The sequence below is a fragment of the Flammeovirga sp. OC4 genome, assembly GCF_000812565.1.
Classification (GTDB): Bacteria; Bacteroidota; Bacteroidia; order Cytophagales; family Flammeovirgaceae; genus Flammeovirga.
In genome coordinates this window covers 25,285-45,044 of sequence record NZ_JTAM01000032.1, presented here as the reverse complement: position 1 = coordinate 45,044, position 19,760 = coordinate 25,285, and the positions used below count along the sequence as shown (strand labels likewise).

At 33.9% G+C, this 19,760-nt stretch carries 12 protein-coding genes; 6 read left to right on the top strand and 6 right to left on the bottom strand.

Annotated features, from left to right (window positions below):
• Positions 1 to 4: 4 nt before the first annotated feature.
• Together PL77_RS17845 and PL77_RS17840 are read left to right on the top strand one after the other, a co-directional pair.
• Positions 5 to 3,217, top strand: a complete 3,213-nt coding sequence (locus PL77_RS17845) for an efflux RND transporter permease subunit (RefSeq protein WP_044208303.1) — start codon at positions 5 to 7, stop codon at positions 3,215 to 3,217.
• Between the two features lie 59 nt (positions 3,218 to 3,276).
• A complete protein-coding gene (locus tag PL77_RS17840; protein ID WP_172665893.1) occupies positions 3,277 to 4,599 on the top strand; it encodes a TolC family protein in 1,323 nt (440 codons plus the stop codon).
• Positions 4,600 to 4,660: 61 nt separating this feature from the next.
• Here PL77_RS17840 and PL77_RS17835 read toward each other — a convergent pair whose 3' ends face one another.
• The gene (locus PL77_RS17835) at positions 4,661 to 5,116 is read right to left on the bottom strand and encodes a TspO/MBR family protein (RefSeq protein WP_044208297.1); all 456 of its coding nucleotides are present in this window, start codon (positions 5,114 to 5,116) and stop codon (positions 4,661 to 4,663) included.
• Positions 5,117 to 5,345: 229 nt separating this feature from the next.
• On the opposite strand from PL77_RS17835, the gene PL77_RS17830 reads away from it, so the two are divergent.
• Positions 5,346 to 6,251: a hypothetical protein gene (locus PL77_RS17830; protein WP_156152413.1), complete on the top strand. Its 906-nt coding sequence runs from the start codon at positions 5,346 to 5,348 to the stop codon at positions 6,249 to 6,251.
• A gap of 172 nt (positions 6,252 to 6,423) precedes the next feature.
• Here PL77_RS17830 and PL77_RS17825 read toward each other — a convergent pair whose 3' ends face one another.
• Complete coding sequence (locus tag PL77_RS17825; protein ID WP_044208291.1) at positions 6,424 to 7,788, bottom strand: MATE family efflux transporter; 1,365 nt, start codon at positions 7,786 to 7,788, stop codon at positions 6,424 to 6,426.
• Between the two features lie 95 nt (positions 7,789 to 7,883).
• On the bottom strand, positions 7,884 to 8,465 hold the full coding sequence (locus PL77_RS17820) for an NUDIX domain-containing protein (protein WP_052444528.1): 582 nt from the start codon (positions 8,463 to 8,465) through the stop codon (positions 7,884 to 7,886).
• 239 nt (positions 8,466 to 8,704) lie between these two features.
• Between PL77_RS17820 and PL77_RS17815 the strand changes: the two genes are divergently transcribed.
• Positions 8,705 to 9,196 carry a hypothetical protein gene (locus PL77_RS17815; protein ID WP_044208288.1) on the top strand — a complete coding sequence of 164 codons (492 nt, stop codon included), beginning with the start codon at positions 8,705 to 8,707 and terminating at the stop codon, positions 9,194 to 9,196.
• Positions 9,197 to 9,260: 64 nt separating this feature from the next.
• On the opposite strand, the gene eat is transcribed toward PL77_RS17815, so the two are convergent.
• The 3 genes from eat to PL77_RS17800 all read right to left on the bottom strand — a co-directional run bounded on the left by eat (position 9,261) and on the right by PL77_RS17800 (position 15,845).
• A complete protein-coding gene (gene eat, locus PL77_RS17810) occupies positions 9,261 to 10,595 on the bottom strand; it encodes an ethanolamine permease (RefSeq protein WP_044208285.1) in 1,335 nt (444 codons plus the stop codon).
• 79 nt (positions 10,596 to 10,674) lie between these two features.
• On the bottom strand, positions 10,675 to 12,315 hold the full coding sequence (locus tag PL77_RS17805; RefSeq protein ID WP_044208282.1) for an AMP-binding protein: 1,641 nt from the start codon (positions 12,313 to 12,315) through the stop codon (positions 10,675 to 10,677).
• A gap of 128 nt (positions 12,316 to 12,443) precedes the next feature.
• The gene (locus tag PL77_RS17800) at positions 12,444 to 15,845 is read right to left on the bottom strand and encodes a hypothetical protein (RefSeq protein WP_044208281.1); all 3,402 of its coding nucleotides are present in this window, start codon (positions 15,843 to 15,845) and stop codon (positions 12,444 to 12,446) included.
• A gap of 711 nt (positions 15,846 to 16,556) precedes the next feature.
• Between PL77_RS17800 and PL77_RS17795 the strand changes: the two genes are divergently transcribed.
• Together PL77_RS17795 and PL77_RS17790 are read left to right on the top strand one after the other, a co-directional pair.
• Positions 16,557 to 17,372, top strand: a complete 816-nt coding sequence (locus PL77_RS17795; RefSeq protein ID WP_044208279.1) for a polysaccharide biosynthesis/export family protein — start codon at positions 16,557 to 16,559, stop codon at positions 17,370 to 17,372.
• A 4-nt stretch (positions 17,373 to 17,376) separates the two neighbouring features.
• Entirely contained in the window at positions 17,377 to 19,749 is a 2,373-nt protein-coding gene (locus PL77_RS17790; protein WP_044208276.1) for a polysaccharide biosynthesis tyrosine autokinase, read from the top strand.
• Positions 19,750 to 19,760: the final 11 nt, after the last annotated feature.

The following is a 19,760-nucleotide window of genomic DNA, read 5'->3' as shown; positions in this document are numbered from 1 at the left end:
CAATATGAAAAAGCTTATCACAACATTTGTGGAGAAACCTTTCTATGCACATATGTCATTACTTCTTATCATTTTGTTAGGAGGTATTGCCACTTACAGCATGAGAAAGGCATCTTTCCCGCTTATCGAATCACGTATCATTACAGTATCAGTAATGTACCAAGGTGCTTCTCCAAAAGAAATGGATGAAGGGGTAACTACCTTGATTGAAAATGAAATCAGAGGTATTCCTGGCATTAAAGAAACACGTTCGGTTTCTGCAGAAAATATGGCTACAGTTACGGTGACAACTGAAGCGAAAGCAGATATTGATGAGGTACTTACGGATGTGAAAAATGCAGTAGATGGTATTTCTAACTTCCCTGCCGGTGCTGAAAAACCTTCGGTTTCGAAAACAAGAGCCACTACAAGTGCAATGTTTTTGGACCTTAAAGGTGAGAACCTAAGAGATCTGAAAAACTATGCACAACGTATAGAAGATGATTTCCTTGCTTCTGGTAAAATCTCTCAAATTGCTATTTCGGGTTTCCCAAATACGGAAATTTCTGTAGAAGTAGATGAAGATTTATTACGCCGTTATAACATCAGTATTGATGATATCAAAACCGCTATTTCAAATAACAACCTTGATATAACAGGTGGTACCATCAAGAATGAAAGAGAAGAAATTGCTGTTCTGGCAAGATACCGTTCTTCTAATCCTGAAGATATAAAAGATATTGTAGTAAGAGCTACTGCAGATGGACGTGTAATTAAAGTAGGTGATTTAGCCAATGTGCATTACCAATTTGCAGATGTTCCAAATGCGGTTTGGATGAATGGTAAAAATGCTATTTCAATTCAAATCAGCAAACTACATACGGAAGATTTACAAAACATTTCGGAGTACATCAATGAGTACAAAGAAGAGTTCAATGCTTCTCATGATGATGCTGAATTGATTATTGGTTTTGACTTCCTTTCGGTAGTAAATACACGTTTAGATACTTTAGTAGAAAATGGTTTATTGGGTATTATCCTTGTTGTGATCACCCTCTCATTGTTCTTAAGTTTCCGTCTTTCACTATGGGTAGCTTGGGGTATTCCATCTTCATTCCTTGGTATGTTTATCTTTGCCAGTCTGATGGGTGTAACTTTGAATATGATCTCCCTTTTCGGTATGATCTTGATCATTGGTATCCTTGTGGATGATGGTATTGTGATTGGTGAAAATATCTTTACGCATTATGAAATGGGTAAATCTCCAATCAACGCCGCAATTGATGGTACAATGGAGGTAATCCCTGCCGTATTGACTTCTGTTTCTACCACAATTATCGCCTTTTTCCCTTTCCTATTTTTAGAATCTGGGTTAGAAATGATGGCAGAAATGGCACTGGTGGTTATCCTCTGTTTGTTGTTCTCAATATTTGAGGGAATGTTCTTATTGCCGGCTCACGTTAGTTCTCCAAAAGTATTAACACCAAGAAAAGACAATTCAAAATTCAATAAAGTTCGAAGAGCACTAGATAGCGTCATCTTTACTTTCAGAGATAAAATCTATGTTCCAATTCTTCGATTCTTATTAGACCACAAATGGTTTGGAATTTCCATTCCAGTAGCTGCTATTATTATTACTGTTGGATTGATTGGTGGTAGAGTCATTGAATTGACATTCTTTCCATCTCCTCCTGGTGACTTCTTTAATATTGATTTAGCCTTAAAACCTGGTATCCACCAAGACACTACAAAAACGTATTTAATGCGTTATGAAGATGCCGTTTGGGAAGCAAATGAGGAATTGAAGAAAGAATACGATACAGATTTCGAATTCTTTGAACATACTTTTGTGAGTTTAGGGAGTGCGTTTAGTGGTTCCGAAAGCGGTACACATACGGGGTCGGTTTTTGTCATTATGGAAGACCTCACCGACTCTCCTATTGATGCTTCCACGATTAAAGCAAAAGTAAATGAGATTATTGGAGAAGAACCTACAGCTCGTAAACTTTCTGTTGGTGCCAATAACATGTGGGGTGCACCTGTATCCATCAGTTTACTAGGGTATAATTATGAAGAACTGGAAGAAGCATCAGATTACTTAAAGGCTGAATTAAATGAGCACACGTCTCTTTACAACGTAATGGACAATAATCAGATTGGTGGTCAAGAGATTCGCTTACGTTTAAAACCAAAAGCGTATGCACTAGGCTTTACAGAGGCTTCGTTGATGTCTCAAGTAAGAAACGGTTTCTTTGGAGCGGAAGCACAACGTTTGCAGGTCAATAAAGATGAAATTAGAATTTATGTAAGATATAAGAAGGAGAACCGAAACACATTAGGTGATCTTGAAAGAATGCGTATTCGTACTGTAGAAGGGTTGTACCCACTTTCACTCTTGGCTGATTTTGATGTAACTCGTGGTCCCGTTGCTATCAACCATTACAACGGTGAGAAAGAAATCAAAGTTGATGCATATATGCTGAACGCTCAAGATCCTGTTATCCCCATTATTGAAGATTTGGAAAAAACAGTATTGCCTGAGATGGCCGGTTTATTCCCATCTGTTCGATATGAATATCAAGGGCAATTGAAGAGTTCAAAAGAAGACTCTCAAGAGCTCGTCAATACTTATGCCATTGCCTTCTTGTTGATCATTATGATTTTGATGTTACACTTCCGTTCATTCACCCAAGCAGGAATTGTACTAGCCATGATTCCACTAGGTATTATTGGTGCAATGTGGGGACATGGTATTGAAGGACAGACGATTTCAATGTTCAGTATGTTAGGTATGGTAGCACTTTCGGGTACCATTATTAATGACGCTGTAGTTTACCTTTCTAAATTCAATCAGGACTTGTTATCAGGAATGAAATTCGATGATGCACTGATTAATGCAGGTAAATCAAGGTTCAGACCAATCTTATTAACGACTCTAACAACAACAATTGGTCTGTATCCAATGATTTTGGAAACTTCGCCACAATCAAGATTCCTTGTTCCTGTAGCCATCTCATTGGCTTACGGTATCATGATTGGTACGGTCTTCATCTTAACTATTCTTCCGGTATTGGTAAAAGTAATCAATGATGCTAGAAGAGGTAAGAAATGGGTATTGACAGGTAAAAAACCTTCAAGAGAAGAAGTAGAAAATGTCTTCACTGAAATCGAAGCATCAAAGGCAATGAAAGCAAAAGATGCTCAACAAGAAGATATCAAAGTATTAGAAACCTATTAGATCAAAAGATATTTCCTGCTTGGATTTCAAAATTCAAGCAGGAATAAAAGAAGATGATAATGAAAAATATATTTATTTCGGCACTTTTGTTTCTGTTTACTTTTTCTCAGGTAACAGCCCAAGAACAAGAGGAAGTCGTTGCACAAACAATCACATTGAGCTTAGCGGATGCTATTGCTCAAGGTTTGGATAATAATTATTCCATTCGTATTGAAGCACAAAATGTAGAGATTGCCAAAACCAACAATACATTAGAGAACGCTGGTTTATATCCTTCACTAAGTGTCAATGCTGGCTGGAATCATCAATGGTCACAAGCCGTGAACTCAAGTTTAGGAAGTATCACTCCTGATGTAAAAACACAGTTTACAATCTTCAATGGCTTTCAAGTGTGGATCAACAAGGCACAATTAGAGGAGTTACAACACTTTTCTGAAGGCAATGCACAAATCGTAATTGAAAACACGATCAAAGATATTATTGTGGGGTATTATGAAGCATTACTAGAACAAAACAGAATGCAAGTTGCAGAACGTTTAGCACAATTGTCACAAGAACGTTATGATTATACCAATTCTCAAAAGGAGCTTGGACAGAAAGTAACATATGATGTTTTGCAAGCAAAAATAGCTTGGTTTGAGGATAGAAAAACAGCTTTAGAACGTAAAAATACTTTTCAAGTAAAACTACGTGAACTGAATTTTATCATGGGTGTACCTGAAGCTGAACAAGTTGAGTATAACCTTACAGAAGATTTTGAAGCCGTTGAAAAAGATTATATGCTTCAAGACTTAATTGAAAGGTTAAATGCAGACAACTCCACATTAAAGAATCAGTACGTTAATCAAATTATCAAACAAAAAGATATTGAATTAGCCAAAGCTGCTTTTATGCCGCAGGTAACGGGTAATGCAAGCCTTAATTACACAGACCAATATACAGTAGGTGGTAATATTCCAAACTTTATGGTGGATGGAATCAACGGTTCTATTGGAGTAACACTTTCTTTACCTATTTATATGGGAGGCAGTAGAAGAAGAGCCAAGCAGATTGCCACTATCAACAAACAGATTGCAGATATAGAAACTGCTCAAATGTCGCATAGCTTAAATAATCAGATGATGCAGGTCTATGACACGTATGTTCTTCAGAGAGAAATATTAGACCTTGCGGAAGAACAAGTAGCTACCGCTCAATTGAACTTAGATATGTCAACTGAAAGATATAGAAACGGACAAATTAACTCCTTTAACCTTCGTGATGTTCAAATACAATATTTGGATGCACAAAACTCCCGTTTGTCAGCCATCTTTAATTTGATTGCAACAAACACAGAGATCGTAAGATTGACCGGAGGTATCATAGATGCTTACGGAAATTAATAAAAATTAGATTGATTTATTTTAAATCCCAATCAGCTTTGGTTGGGATTTTTTTTATGCACTAGTTATAAATAACCACATAAGCATTGAGAGACGTTGCAATATTAATCCACACAAAATAAGGTACAATAAGTAATGACCACCAACGAAGCGTTTTATAGTAATTCAAGAAATAAGTATAGATTAGTACCGTCAGTGCAGTAATAATGATTAAGCCAAATAAGGTATTTCTATAGTAAAAAAACACAGGGTTCCAACTGATATTTAGAATTACCTGAGCTCCATATAAAACGATAAATACCACTCGATTTTCTTTATTATAAAGTTTGGCTAAAAATATTGAAAATGTAATCATTATTGTAGTCCATGCAACACCGAATACCCACCCTGGAGGAGTCCAAGGAGCTTTATTCATTTGCTGATACCATTCAGACGGTACACCATCACCCGTAAAAAATCCGCCAATCGCTAGGCCTGCAAAATTTATCACTAAAAATATAATGACTCTAATCCACATAAGTATTGATCGTAAAAAAGCTTATCTCAAAAAAATATTTCTATATCACTAATAATCAAAAGACCCACAGAATGTTTTAATTCTATTTGAAAAAACTGCCTTCCAATGGAACTTATTGCATTAAAAGAAGTCTCTTAATAGGGATTTGAAGAACTTTCTACTCTATTGAAACTTGACATCTTACTTTACTGTTAACGAAAGTAAGAAACCTGTTAGACCTAATTTTTTTATGAAAAACCAAAAGCTACTCCTTCTCGTTATTACTCCTTTTATTGTGATGGCTTGCGATTTAATTAACGAAGTAACAGATTGCTCTACTGCACCCGTTTTGAGACAATACAATATCTTAATTAATGACATTGCTCAAGCCGACACATCCGATTGTATCGCTATTGCTGAAGCTCTTGATTCTGCTATTGTTTTTGTAGAAGATAACAAGGCTTGTGTTGTTGCCTCTTTTACGGAAGCAGACAGTACAATCAATGCTCTTGAATTTGTCAATGGAGAATTGGAACAATGGAAAACAGTAAGAACCCAATACGATGAATGTGCTGGTTCTAGTACTGTAAGAGATACAAATCCATGTTCAGAAGATTCTATCGCTGCCACTAAATATGATTATAAAATGGCTTATTATGATGCCTTTGATAGTCGTAATTGTGAAGATATAAAAGCGGCAATCGATTCTTATATCACTTACCTTGAAGAAAATAGAAGTTGTATCGCAGAAAGCTCTTCAGAAGCGAAAGTTGATGCTGAAATTGCAACATTTATTGAAGCTCGAAAAATCATTCTGGAAAGTAATTGTCACCCTGATGTTTTGAAAACCTTCAATCTTTTCAAGACCAAAACAGCAGTAAGTGAAATGAGCTGTACACAAGCCATTTCAGCATTTGTAAAATCAGAAAGGCTTTATGACGATGCACTTATTGAGCAAAACTGTCACTCTCTTGTTTTAAATGCGGAGTATCTCATGGAAATTTATAACAATAAGACAGAATGTTTGGTAGACTTTATTGCTGATAAGTTTGATTATTCTAAAGAGGAAGCAAGAGAAAAGATCACAAAAAAAATAACTGTTATTTCGGAGCATCTAAAAATGACCAAATCAAATTGCAGTGGGTTTGAGGAATGATTTAGACTGAAGTAATTTTCTTTTGAAAGAAATATATAATTAATGTTAGAGGGTTAGCTTTTGGTTATTTTTTTTGGTATATTTAAATAAGAAAAACATTAAAAGCTCAATTGGTATTACAGGTGCATAGTAGACCAATGTGAGTAGCCTTTCAAGCAATTGAAAGGCTTTTTTATTGTGTATTACCTACTAGGTTTTTCGCCCATTTCCCTGAATTTTTCCTCCATAAATAAAGCACTAGCCTCAAGTATTCTTCTAAGGAAACAATGATATAAACCCAAAAGATAGAAAGGTCAAATACAAAGGCTCCCATCACTCCTAATGGAATGGAAAATATCCAAGTACTAAACATACCTAATCCAGTCGTAAATTTCGTATCACCTCCCGATCTCAAGATTCCTGCAGCAACTATAAAGTTGGACATTTTACAAGGAAGTAAAAATGCAAAAATGTAGCATAGCTCAATGGTAATTATCGCAACTTCATCTGTAATCTGATATAATTTGATGTAAAAAGGCGTTACAACTGCAATAAATAACGCGACCAACAGTGAGGATAAAAATGTCAGTTTCAAGAGTTTTGTCGCATACACTTTTGCCTTTAGAATATTACTCTGTCCTAATTCATATCCAATCACAATAGCAGCAGCTGAAGCTAACCCCATAAAGAAACCTACACTCAACATTTGTAACGGTAGTGTCATCGTCATTGCCGCAATGTCCACTGTACCCATTTTACCATAAATCATAGAATAACAGGTCTCTCCAATAGCCCAAGACATATCACCAACAATTAATGGAGCACTTACACTTAGTAGAGGATAGATTGTTGATTTATCAAAATGGAAAAGATGAATTCGTTTTACATTGCCAGGGTATTTTTTCCATTGCATGATTCCCCAAAGTGCTATAGCCTCCACCCACATTGAAATGACTGTAGCCCAAGCAGCACCTTCCATTCCAAGAGCTGGAACACCAAATCCCCCAAAGATCAACCAATAGTTGGCAACAGTATTGACTATTACTTTGATAAAACTCAATTGCATTACCAACTTTGCTTTACCAATACTTCTTAAAGATGAACTGTAGGCTCCACTTAACAATATTGCAGGGAAACCTACCGCTACAATTTGTTGATATAAACCTCCATAATGAATTACTTCAGGGTCATTTGAAAAAAGGGATAAGATTTGTGAAGGGAAAAATACGCTCAATGCAATTCCCAAAAGCATGACTAGAAAACCAATTTTCAATAAATCTCCAACAAGATAACTAATCTTATCTTTTTCCTTTTTACCCCAATATTGAGCAATAAAAACACCCGCACCATTGGCTAGTCCCATTACACCTACGATATAGACAAAAGTAAGCCTTCCGCCTAATCCTACTGATGCTATAATAGTTTCACCTAATTGACCAACCATCACCTGATCTACCATCCCTAATGCATACTGCAAAAGACTTTGCATGGATATTGGCAATGCGACGTCCCAAATTTCTTTATAAAATTTTCTCTGATTGGCTTTTAATGACAACATGTTAGCACAAAATATTGAGTGACCTAAAATTTTTGCAAAACTAATCTCTTACTTGGTAAATCAAATTAGAATTGAGCTTTGTTAAGTACTAATCATTATAGATGTTCGGCTGTCATTTTTGAAAGCATTGCCCATTGGACAGCAATCAAAGTTTTAGCGTCTCTTATTTTGTCAGATTGATATAAATTCACTAATTCCCCATAAGTATACTTCACAATACGAATGTCTTCTCCTTCCGACAAATTACCACCACCTTCAGCAATTTGTTCATCTAATTCAGCAAAAAATAAAGCTACCTTCTCATTACATCCTCCTGGAGTTGAATAAAAAGTAGACAAATACTGAACATTTTTTAATGAATAGCCAATTTCTTCTTTTGCTTCTCTATGTAATGCCTGTTCTGAAGTCTCACCTTTATCTACCATCCCTGCCATACATTCCATCAACAATCCATTGGGATTATCATCCGTCAGTGTCGGTATTCTTATCTGCTCAACAAACCAGTATTTCTCTTCCTCTGTATTATAAAATAAACCTGCAATAGCTTCATTTCTAACTACTACTTCCCTTGAGATTTCATCAGACTTGGATCCATTAAACTTTTGGTGATCAAATTCAACTACATCTATTTTTAGAAACCCATCATAGGCCCTTGTTCGCTTTTTTATATTTATCATTATATTTTTTTTAAATGATTCTTACCGCTAAAATAATCAACTCCTTCCATAAATTTTCAAATCTTTTTGCACCAGGAAGGATTGAGATACTAAGAGTTGACTATGAATTCTTTATATTTTGTCATAGGATGGAAATCAATTGTCATTAAAGGACAAATATTCCAATTATTTCAACAAATATATTTACATTACGTAATTGAAATGGAGTAAATTTAATTTTTCACAAAACTCAAAATTCAATGAAAGTATTAGCACTATTTTCTTTCTTTCTCTTGTTTACAACATCTTTATTTGCTCAAGAAAAACTACTCTTAGATAAAGAGTATACTTATAAAATGGATTATAAAGCATTTAAGAAGCTTTATAAAAAGGAAGATGACAGAGATAAGAAAGAGTTTATTATTTATGATGGATTAAAGGCATACAAGAAAAATATGTCGGGCTATTATGTGGCTTATAAATGTAAATTCAATGCTCAACGAAAATTAATTGGCTTCGATATCCAATTTGTTGCAGACTCAAAAGAAGATGTACGTGATATTTCCGTTTCCTACATGCAAGAATTAGTCAACGAACATGGCTATGTTCAGAAAAAAGTAGGAGGTACCAAAGTAGCTTATGAGAAAGATATTTTTTCTTATAAATTCAAAACTTTAGGATATGACTACATTGATAAAAGAAATAAAAAATGGGTTGCTAAGTACCAAATGAGAGCTTACGACCACAATTAGAAATAATTAATATTAGACGTAAGAAACCGGAATGAAATTCAGTATTCATTCCGGTTTTTTATGTTTAGCCTAATTCTCCTATTTCTTCATTATGATATTCTTTTTGAGATAAAATAAATAACAAGTAGCTCCCTCCTAAAATTGCAATGAATATACCTGCCAATACTAAATTATAATAGGTCATAGCAAGTATTGATACAGTAGCAATTATTAATGCAATTGCAGGTGTGATCGGATACCAAGGCACTTTATAAGACCTCTCTAGCTCCGGTTTATTTTTCCTCAAAGCAAATAAGCTTAACATCGAAATAATATACAATGTTAAAGCACCAAAACAGGCTATAGTGATAATTTCTCCCGTTTTACCCGTAAAAAGAGCTACAATCCCTATACACATATTGACAATTAAAGCATTCATTGGTGTCTTAAATTTCGGATGCACTTTCCCTAATTGCTTTGGAGCATACCCTACTCTTCCAAACTCAAAAGTAGACCTTCCTGCTGCCAGGATAATTCCATGAAAAGATGCAATCAATCCTAATAATCCTATTCCTATTAGCAACTTATAAAGAAAATGTCCTTCACTTACCACTTGCCCTAAAGCCAATGGCAAAGGAGAATCTGAAGCAACTGTTGAACCTGATGGATACACCACTTTTTCCCAACCACCTACTCCTACTGCAGAAAGAAATGTGAGAATACACAAAAAGACTAAAGTGGCAATGGCCGAACCAAAACCTAAATAAATACTCCTTTGTGGATTTTTCGTTTCTTCCGCTACATTCGCTATTCCTTCAATGGCTAAAAAAAACCAGATAGCAAATGGTATAGCCGCAAATATTCCTTCATAACCAAAAGGCAAAGCATTCATTTTTAGATTTTCAACTTCAAAATGAGGCAAAGTGAAGCCAGCGAAAAGTAATAACTCAAATACGGCTAAAACTGTAATGATTAGCTCAAAAGAAGCTGCCAAATGAACTCCAAAAATATTAATGCCTGTAAAAATAAAGTAAGCTCCGATGGAGAAATAAATAACATCAATGTCTGGATATAAAAGGTGAAGGTAAGCGCCTATTGCTGCGGCAATAGCTGGAGGAGCAAAAATAAATTCTATGTTTTGAGCCATCCCACCAATAAATCCAAAGTGTTTTCCTAATCCTTTGTGGGCATACTCAAAAGCTCCACCCGCTTTGGGTATAGCACATGAAAGCTCGGTGTAGGAGAGTGTGAAGGTCACATACATGATAATAACAAAGAATGTGGCAATTGCCAACCCTAATGTACCTCCTTCTGCTAGACCTAGGTTCCAACCGAAGTACATTCCTGATATGACATAACCGACACCTAATCCCCAAAGCATGAGAGGTGTTAAGGTTTTGGATAATTGTGAGTTGCTCATTTGAAATAGTTATTAAATATGATAAAAAATAAAAAAGCCCCATAAAACTATGGGGCGATTCATTAAGTCAAATAAAATATTATTCGAATATTACTGTCTCAGATTTATCAAACCATTGACTGTAATAAGGACTATGTATCTTTTCTAAATGATTTCTTTTCAACTTTAAAGTTGGAGTCAACAAACCATTATCAATCGTCCAATCTTCCTTCATCACAATAGCTTTTGCTACTTTTTCATAATTAGGAAGTGTTCCATTTAAACTCTTTAATGAAGATTGAATGGAAGTTCTTAAAGCATCTTGCGAAAGCTCTTTTCCTATTTCTGAAGGAACAATCAAGGCAATAGGTTGCGGAATTCCAGTACCTACAACACAAACTTGCTCAATGTTGGCATTATCAGAAAGTGGTAATTCAAGGTGATTGGGCGAAATATATTTTCCTTTATCAGTTTTGAATTGATCTTTTACTCTACCTACAATTGATAGGTAACCATCATGATCATATTCACCCAGATCCCCCGTTCTTAAATACCCTTCATCATCAAAAAGCTCTTTCGTTTTCTCCTCATCTTTAAAATATCCTAAGGTCAAGCAATCACTTAGTAGACATACTTCACCTTCCGCTGAAAGTTTCGTTTTAATATGATCGTATTTTTGGCCTACAGTACCAATTCTGTTCATACCGGGGAAATTCATGTGTGACACACAAACATCTTCAGACATACCATAACCTTGATTGACATCGATACCTAATTTCTTAAACCATTCTTGTAAATCTGGAGAGATTGGTGCTGCACCTGATATTACCGAAACTGCCTCCTGAAAACCTAAAGCTGAAGTAATTTTCTTTTTAATTACATTATTAATTATTGGAATTTTCAACAGTAGATCCAATCGGCTTTGAGGCATCTTTTTCAAGATACTTTCCTGGAATTTTTGGAAAATTCTAGGTACGGCAAAGAACATATGAGGTTTTGCTTCTGCTAAATTTGCGGGGAATGACTCTAGCGACTCTGGAAAAGAAATACTTCCTCCTAGATAAACTCCAATAAACTCATAAGCAGCTCTTTCTGCAATATGTGCTAAAGATAAGAATGCAAAAAACCTTGGATGTCTTGGCAAGGTGAAGTGATGTTCAAATTCAGCAACAGCAAATTCAACACTTCCATAACTATGCATTACACCTTTAGGGTTACCCGTTGTACCTGAAGTATACAAAATAGTCATTAAATCGTCTTTTGCTGGCTTGTAAACATCTTGGATTGGAGAAGAACCTTCTACCATTTTATCCCATCCATATTCTTCATTTACACCATGCATCTCAACTCCAATTTTTGGTATACCTTGTATTCCATCTTTTTGAGAAGCATAATCATCCAACTTACCTACAAAAATCGCTTTAGACTCACTATGCTCCAAAATCAATTGAATAGTGGCTTTATCTGTAGTAGGATAAATTGGGATACTGACACCACCTGCCATTAAAATAGCTAGATCGGCCATTATCCAATGAGAACAGTTTTTGGACAAGATCGCTACATGATTTCCTTTTTCAATTCCCATCTCCTGTAATGCAGTGGCCATTCTTCTGATTTGGTCTCCGGCTTCTTGAAAGGACAATGTAATTTTTCTACCATGAATATTTTGATGCAAAAAAGGTTGATTGGGTGTCTCTCTTTCCCATTTCTGAAATGCATCTAATACAGATATAAAACTCATAGTTATGATTTAATTTTACGTAAGTTTGGACGTATTATGAAAAGTAAGTTTTAATTAAAAATGCTAATATTTAATAACATTAACAAATCATTTAAAGGCTTTTTCATAAAAAAAGAGACAAAAGAGTGTTAGAACAATGCAATTAAATTCATACTACCGATGTGTACACTGTTTGAATTTTCTGATTTTCGTCCATCATACTGCACCCTTAATTGCATTCCATTAAACAAACTTTGCGTCCAAGAGATATTCCACTTTAAATTAACACCTTCATTGAGTGCATCTAACATTTCATATCCAATTGCTGAGTTGGGTACCCCATCATAATTTTGAAAAATAGCTGAAAACCTTCCAGTAATTGAAAAAAGCGAAGCCTTATTCCATTTTGCTTCAAATGAGGTTTCTTGAATTTGGGATACCTCCTGTCGCGTCTCTGAATTAAGCTCTCCTAACTTTTTCTTTACGCTATAACCTAAAGAATAACGCATAAAGATAGATGGTTGAAACGAAATAGATGGTGTTACTCCTAGCTCATCAATAGAATAATTCCGATCCTCTAAATAATCTGAACCTGAAGTAATCTTTCTTTGATATCCCTCTAATTTCAATGTCAACATTTTACTTACATTCACCCTACCACCTAGGGTATACCTGATGTCTTGCCTTAATTCTCTGCCTTGTGTGAGTAATTGCGTATTTTCTAATGAGACAACTCTAAAGTCTGCTCCATAAAAAGGGTTATTTCTATTAAAAAATAAGGTATTTCGAAAAGCATAATTATAAGCCAACATTTCTTCTTCATTCACACTTCCAGGAAATGGTGAATACCTACCCCATATATCATCTGATAAACTTTTTTTATCGACAAGTATTGAAGCATTATTAGAGAACTTCGATGCCAATTTCTTTAATGCATCTTTTTTAGTCCATTTTTTAGGAGCTTTCAAATTTAATCTCAAGTTAAGAGTGGATCGATAGGCTGGAATGTAATCATCTGTTGGTGTATAAAACCTAGCAAATTGTCTTTCATCAGGATTCTGAGCTAGAAAGAATTCATTTTGATCCTGAATTCCATCCCCATTTAAATCCCTCCACGTGTGTGTACCCCTTCCGTCTTCCACTCGGACATAAACAAACTCCCTTAACAATTCTCTTGACGAAGAGACGGTGTAAGTGCCATTAAATTTCCCAATACCTTGCCCGAAATTGACACCACCTAACAGCCTCCCTTGTACAGATTCTTCGTTTGACGGAGTGGTAGTAAAATAATCTGACCATTTTCTATAAGTGGCTCCTAACTGTATGTTTCCTCTCTTACCGGATTTGCCAACATTTAACTGATAGGTATTGGAAATAGTTTGTAATTCCATCTTACCATTTCGAGGAGCATTATCTTCCCTGTAAGAATAATTAAAATTAAAATTCCAATCTAAACTATCACCACTTTTTAAGTAAGCTTGATGCTCATGAAAATTCATCCAAGAATAAACGACAGAATCAGACCCTGACTCCTTAGTTGCCTGCTTGTCTGAATTATAATTATAACCAGGGACAATAAAGTCACCTTTATAAAAAACTGCTCCATTCCATCTTATCCAATTAGCATCTTGACCTTCATTTAAAAGTTTAGAATGCATATTGAACACATCACCATTAAAATGTAACTTTCTGATATGATAATTAATATTAGCACCTTGTTGGTAACCATCTATTACATTAGCTCTATCTCTTTTCGAATAATGATACGAGATGCCCCTTTTCTTCAAATCATTCAGCTTCACCCCTCCTTCATAATAAATCTCTTCTTCTTGAGGAAGGTTGTCATAATTTAAAGCCCAACTTCGATCAAACTCAATCGATCTGAACCGGTCTATGCTATTAAAATTTTTGTCAATATGCATGAATGTGGCATGCGATGATATCAGATAGTTCTGGCCAACCGGACGATTTTCGGATTTTAAACTAACATTAATTGCACTTCCATGATTATTTTCATTATCAATTGATGAGAATAAATTAACATCTCGATTTGAAAAAGCTCCTTCAAAAGCAATAGTCTCATGATTTGTTATTTTATAACTTCCTCCACCAGTAATCATTTGTTTACTATTAGCGGCAACCAGCCTTCTGACGGGTAAATAACGGCCTTTACGAATACCATTTTCTGGCGACACCCATTTATAATATCGACCAAAAGATGTTACTTGATCTAAAATGTAATCACCATTCCCTTGACCTACATCTGAAAAACCTGCACTATACAAAGGAAAGTCTCCTTCATTTGCTCTTCTTAAACATTGTATATTTTGTCCATCAATTGTTAAAGTATCCACTATTGTGTACAATATTCTATTGGGATCAAACTCCAAAACGGTATCAATAGCAGGAACCACCGCATTTTGTAAACTATCACCAATCCCGGCAAGTACTCTTTTCTCATCATCTGACAATGTGTAAAATAAACTACTATTTCTATCATCTTTCTCTTGATAGAAATTAAAATAGGCATCCCACTTTTTACTCGTCATATGATGATTAGCTTCCGTAATGGTTCTACTATAAAACTGGGTAGCATATTCATAATCGACTCTGATACGAGTATATTGTGTTATCAGTATTTTCTCAGTAAAAGTGACTTCAGCTAAATTATAGTCAATAACATAATCGGCATCAAATCCTCTTTCCAATAACTCCCCATCAATATATACTTTTTCTGAATTGGCTATGACAACAATATTGGTTTCTCCATTAGGTCCTCTTAACCTGTAAGGGCCTAATACACCATCTAATGCTGTTACTTGTGCAGAATAAAACTGTCCTTTTGCTATTGAAATCCCCCCTTTCGTCACTGTTTTAACTTTAGAAGAATCGTTTCCCAACATCAACTTTGCTTGTCCCCCTTGGACATTTTTGTTGTAACGAAGGAAGACTCCAGGACTATTTTTCATCACGATGTCACCTGCAGTTAATTCTGCATTTTTATGTTCCAACTCGATAAATACTTTATCAAAATCTTGAATTTGTTGTGTATTTCCTTCTGGTTGAAAAGGTAAATCTTGATCCGTTAAAATTGCAGTGAGTTTTACATCATCAGTAATATTACCTTGTAATTGAAGATTCATTGCTGAATTCACAAAAACATCCTGAGAATTACCCATAGAAATCCCTCTAGAAATACTACCTGTTTTCTCAATGTTTGGAGCACTAAATAATTCTTCTTTTTTTTGTTTTTCCTCTATCTCTAAAATATATCTTTCATTAGAGTGATCAACACCATACCCACCCGATTCATAAACCTCTTGAGATCGATGATGAAAAATATTAGATAAACGCTCTGGATAAGTTCTATATTCAATTAAGGCTCTAATTGATTTATCTGAGATAGGATCTCCATTTTTATCCAATATTATAAGAAAGTTATTACCCTCTAATTTAAAATTTAATTTTAAGTCATCTGGAGATGTCTTTTTGATTTTAATAGAAGATAAATAGATGGCATTCGAATCAAGGTACACTCCTTCAACTCCCACCCATTTTTCTTTTAATAGTGATGTTTGTGCGATTATGGTATTTGAAATGAAAAAAAAGAAAAGGAGTATTAGAAATTTAGACAAGTTTCCTTATTGATTTTTGATGAATTTTAGAGATGAAGTTTAATAACTTAACTCATCCAGAGGAATTAAAACACAAGCCATGAGTATCAACTTTATGTAACACAATCTTAAAAAAGTAAAAACTAATATCAAAACATATCCTCAATATGACCTCAAAAGCCTTATTCAAATGACTTAAAAAAACATTATTTATTACATACTACAAGATGTTAGTGCTAATTTTTTTTAAACGAGTAGTATTTAAACTAAAATGGACTCTAATTTGATTTATACTAGATTTTGAATAATCACGTTATTTAATCAGCAATTTAATGTAAAACTTAAATGAACATTATTTCGAAGTATTTAACAAAATTAATTTTTTTGAATATATTGCAACTTTAAATATTACAGATGATTGAAAATTCTTACTAAAGAGACTGATAACGAGCTTAATATTTCATTTCAATTAATTGAATTGTTCTACTATTACTTTAAATGTAATCTGTTATAAGATAAAATATATGATTTTTATATCCGATTATTGTAACTTTGAATAGTTCTTGAAAAGCTCTCAGTTATCAATATTGTTTTTCACTTTTCAGAAACAAAAACTTTTTTGGATAAACTTTTTAAATTAATAAACACTTGAATTCCAAGAACCTTTTATACTTTTTGATAGGACTTACCCTGTGTGTAAGCAGCTGTGTTTCAAACAAGAAATTAACTTACTTAAAACACGAAGGAGAACTCAAGGACGAGGTAGTATACGATTCTGTTTACAGAACTACCCCTTCAGTACCTTTAGCATTAAATACTATCCGACCTTTTGATCAGATTTTAGTTGAAGTAAAGACTGTTACTCCTCCTGAATATAACCCTTTTGCTTATGTTGAAAATGTTGCAGGAAATAATGTTGCAAATATACAGCATCCCGAACAAGGTAGCTTATTAGGTTACACAGTAAACGAGAATGGTTATGTTGATCTACCCCTGATAGGTAAAATTCAATTGGAAGGTTTGACATTTTCCCAAGCTGAATTTAAAATTAAAGAGATTCTTAACGATATGATGGATGAACCAGCCGTAAGAATCAAATTATTAAATTTTAGGTATTCTATTCTTGGAGAAGTTTCGAAGCCAGGAATATATGGAACTTTTAGTAGAGAAATGTCTATTTTAGAAGCAGTAGCAAAAGCCGGTGGTGTAAAAGAATTCGGAGATAGAGCCAAAATAAAATTACTTCGAAAGAATGGTCAATTCGTAGAAACTATTTATCTTAATTTAAATGAAGAGTCCTTTATTAACAGTCCTTACTATTATCTTCAACAAGAAGATGTTTTAGTCGTTCTTCCTATAAAAAGAAGACCAACACTTGAATATGTTCAAAAGAATGTATCTATCGTAGCTTCTGTCACAGCTATGCTTGTTTCTATCGTTACCCTAATTACTGTTAATCGCTAAAATTATGTTAAAGGACAAAGATAATTATTTTTCTAAAATACAATCAGATCCCGAAGATAAGGCTATACAAGATTTTAAAAAATGGTTTTACCTCTGTTTAGAACAGTGGAAATGGATTGTTCTATCTGTTTCAGCAGGTTTAACGTTTTCTATATTAATCAGCCTATATCAGACGAACCGCTGGTCAGTAACAACTGAATTAGTTAAAAAAAGTACTGAATCTAAAAATAGCTCATCTGATTTCATTTCGATGTTGCCAATTGATGCTATGGGAGCAGAATTTAGTAAGATTAACCTTGAATATGAAAAAAGGTATTTTACATCAAATGAGGTTTTATATAATTTGATTGATAAACTAAATTTAAATATTCACTACTATCACAAAAATGTTATAAAAGTTATTGAACTTTATAATGATAGACCTTATACTTTAAAATATAATATAAATTCATCTTGGAAACCTTCCAATGAAAGAATTGATATCATATTACTTGAAGATAACAATAATTACAAACTTGCTGTAAACAGTGACACCTCAGCCATTTTTTTTGAAGGAAAAACATTTAGATTCTCAGAGAACTACAACGTTAATGGCTTTAATTTTAAAATAATAAAAGAAAATATACCTTTTGATACAAAAGATGAAACTTTTTTTATCATCAATTCGCATGATGTAGAAATAAGAAACTTGAGAAAAAAGATTGCTTTCAATATTCTTGGTGAAAAAAATACTGATTTACCACTCATACAATTAAAAACAGAAGGTAGTATTCCTAGCAAAGAAAAGGACATCCTCAATCAATTGGTAACAACAGTACAACAAAAAGACATAAGAGATAAAAACTTCGCTACTAAACAATCAGCAAAATTCATTCAAGATCAGCTTCAAATCATCTCCGACTCCATGCAATTAATTGCTAATCAGGTTTACAAGTTAAAAACTGAAAATACGGAATTAGCTGGAGGTGCAGAGTTAGTTTTTGAGAAAATTTACAAATTAGACGATAAACGTAATGAATTACAGTTAAGTATTCGTTATTGTGATTACTTACTAACAAATATGAACTCTGGTGGGCAGGAAGAAATTTTAATGCCCGAAGCTTATGGAATAACGGGATCTCAATTAACTGAGATGCTGAGTATCTATTCAGAAATGAAGTTAGAAGATGCTCTATCAAATCAAAGGCTTAAGAAGTCGATCCTGTATCAAGAAGAAGCCATAGAAAGAGAAAAAGCATTGAAGTCCTTACGCTTAAAAATTACGGATGCTATCAGAAGTACTAAGAAAGCTTTAAATATTCAATTAGAGGAATTAAATTCTGAGTTAAGAAAATCGATCCAATCTACAAATACTCTCCTATCAGAAGAAAAGACTTTACAAGATTACCAACGCCTTTTTGAAACACATGAGCAATTATATAAGTTATTATTAGAAAAACAAGCTGAGTACAGTATTAGAGCTGCTAGTACAATTAGTGATTATACAATGCTTTCCATTCCAGAAAGTAGTGAATTCCCAGTATTCCCTAAGCGCAAACTTAACGTTTTAATTGGGCTAATATTAGGATTGGCATTACCTATAGGCATTCTATATATTATTGTGTTATTTGACACAAAAGTAAGAGACGAGGTCGATGTTAAAGAAATTTGTGATAAGCCTTATATTGGAAATATTATCACACAAGATACTACTTATCTATTGGACCCACTTACACGTTCTTTGGCAGCTGAAAGCTATAGAAATTTTAGAACAAACCTACAGTTTATGCTCGGTGATAAAGAAAAATTCACAATACTTATTACTTCTTCTATAAGCGGTGAAGGAAAAAGTGTAACTTCAGCTAATCTTGCAAATTTTTATACAATTTTAAATAAAAAAGTACTATTAGTGGGTGCAGACTTGAGAAAACCTGTATTTAAAAAGTTATTCCCAAAAAACAATGAAAACATAGGCCTTTCAAATTATCTAAGTTCAGGTAAAGTAATTGAAGATTACATTCAAAAAACAAATAATGAAAATCTTGACCTGATACTATCAGGAACTATTCCACCCAACCCAACAGAATTATTACAAGGAAAAAAAATGAATGATTTAATGAAGGAATTAAATGAAAAATATGACATTGTAATTTATGATACTGCTCCAATTGGTATTGTTTCTGACGCAAGAAAAATGATGGAAAAGGCAGACCTTGTTTGTTATGCAATGCGTCAAGGAAGAACACCTAAATCTCAATTAGAAAGAGCATTACAAAACTTTTTACCATCAAAAGATATCAAAATGGCACTATTTATGACGGATGTAAATATGAGTAGAAAAGGAGGATATCAATACTCTTACTACGGAAAAGACTATATTTCTTACTTGGAAAAGTAATTTTAATACAT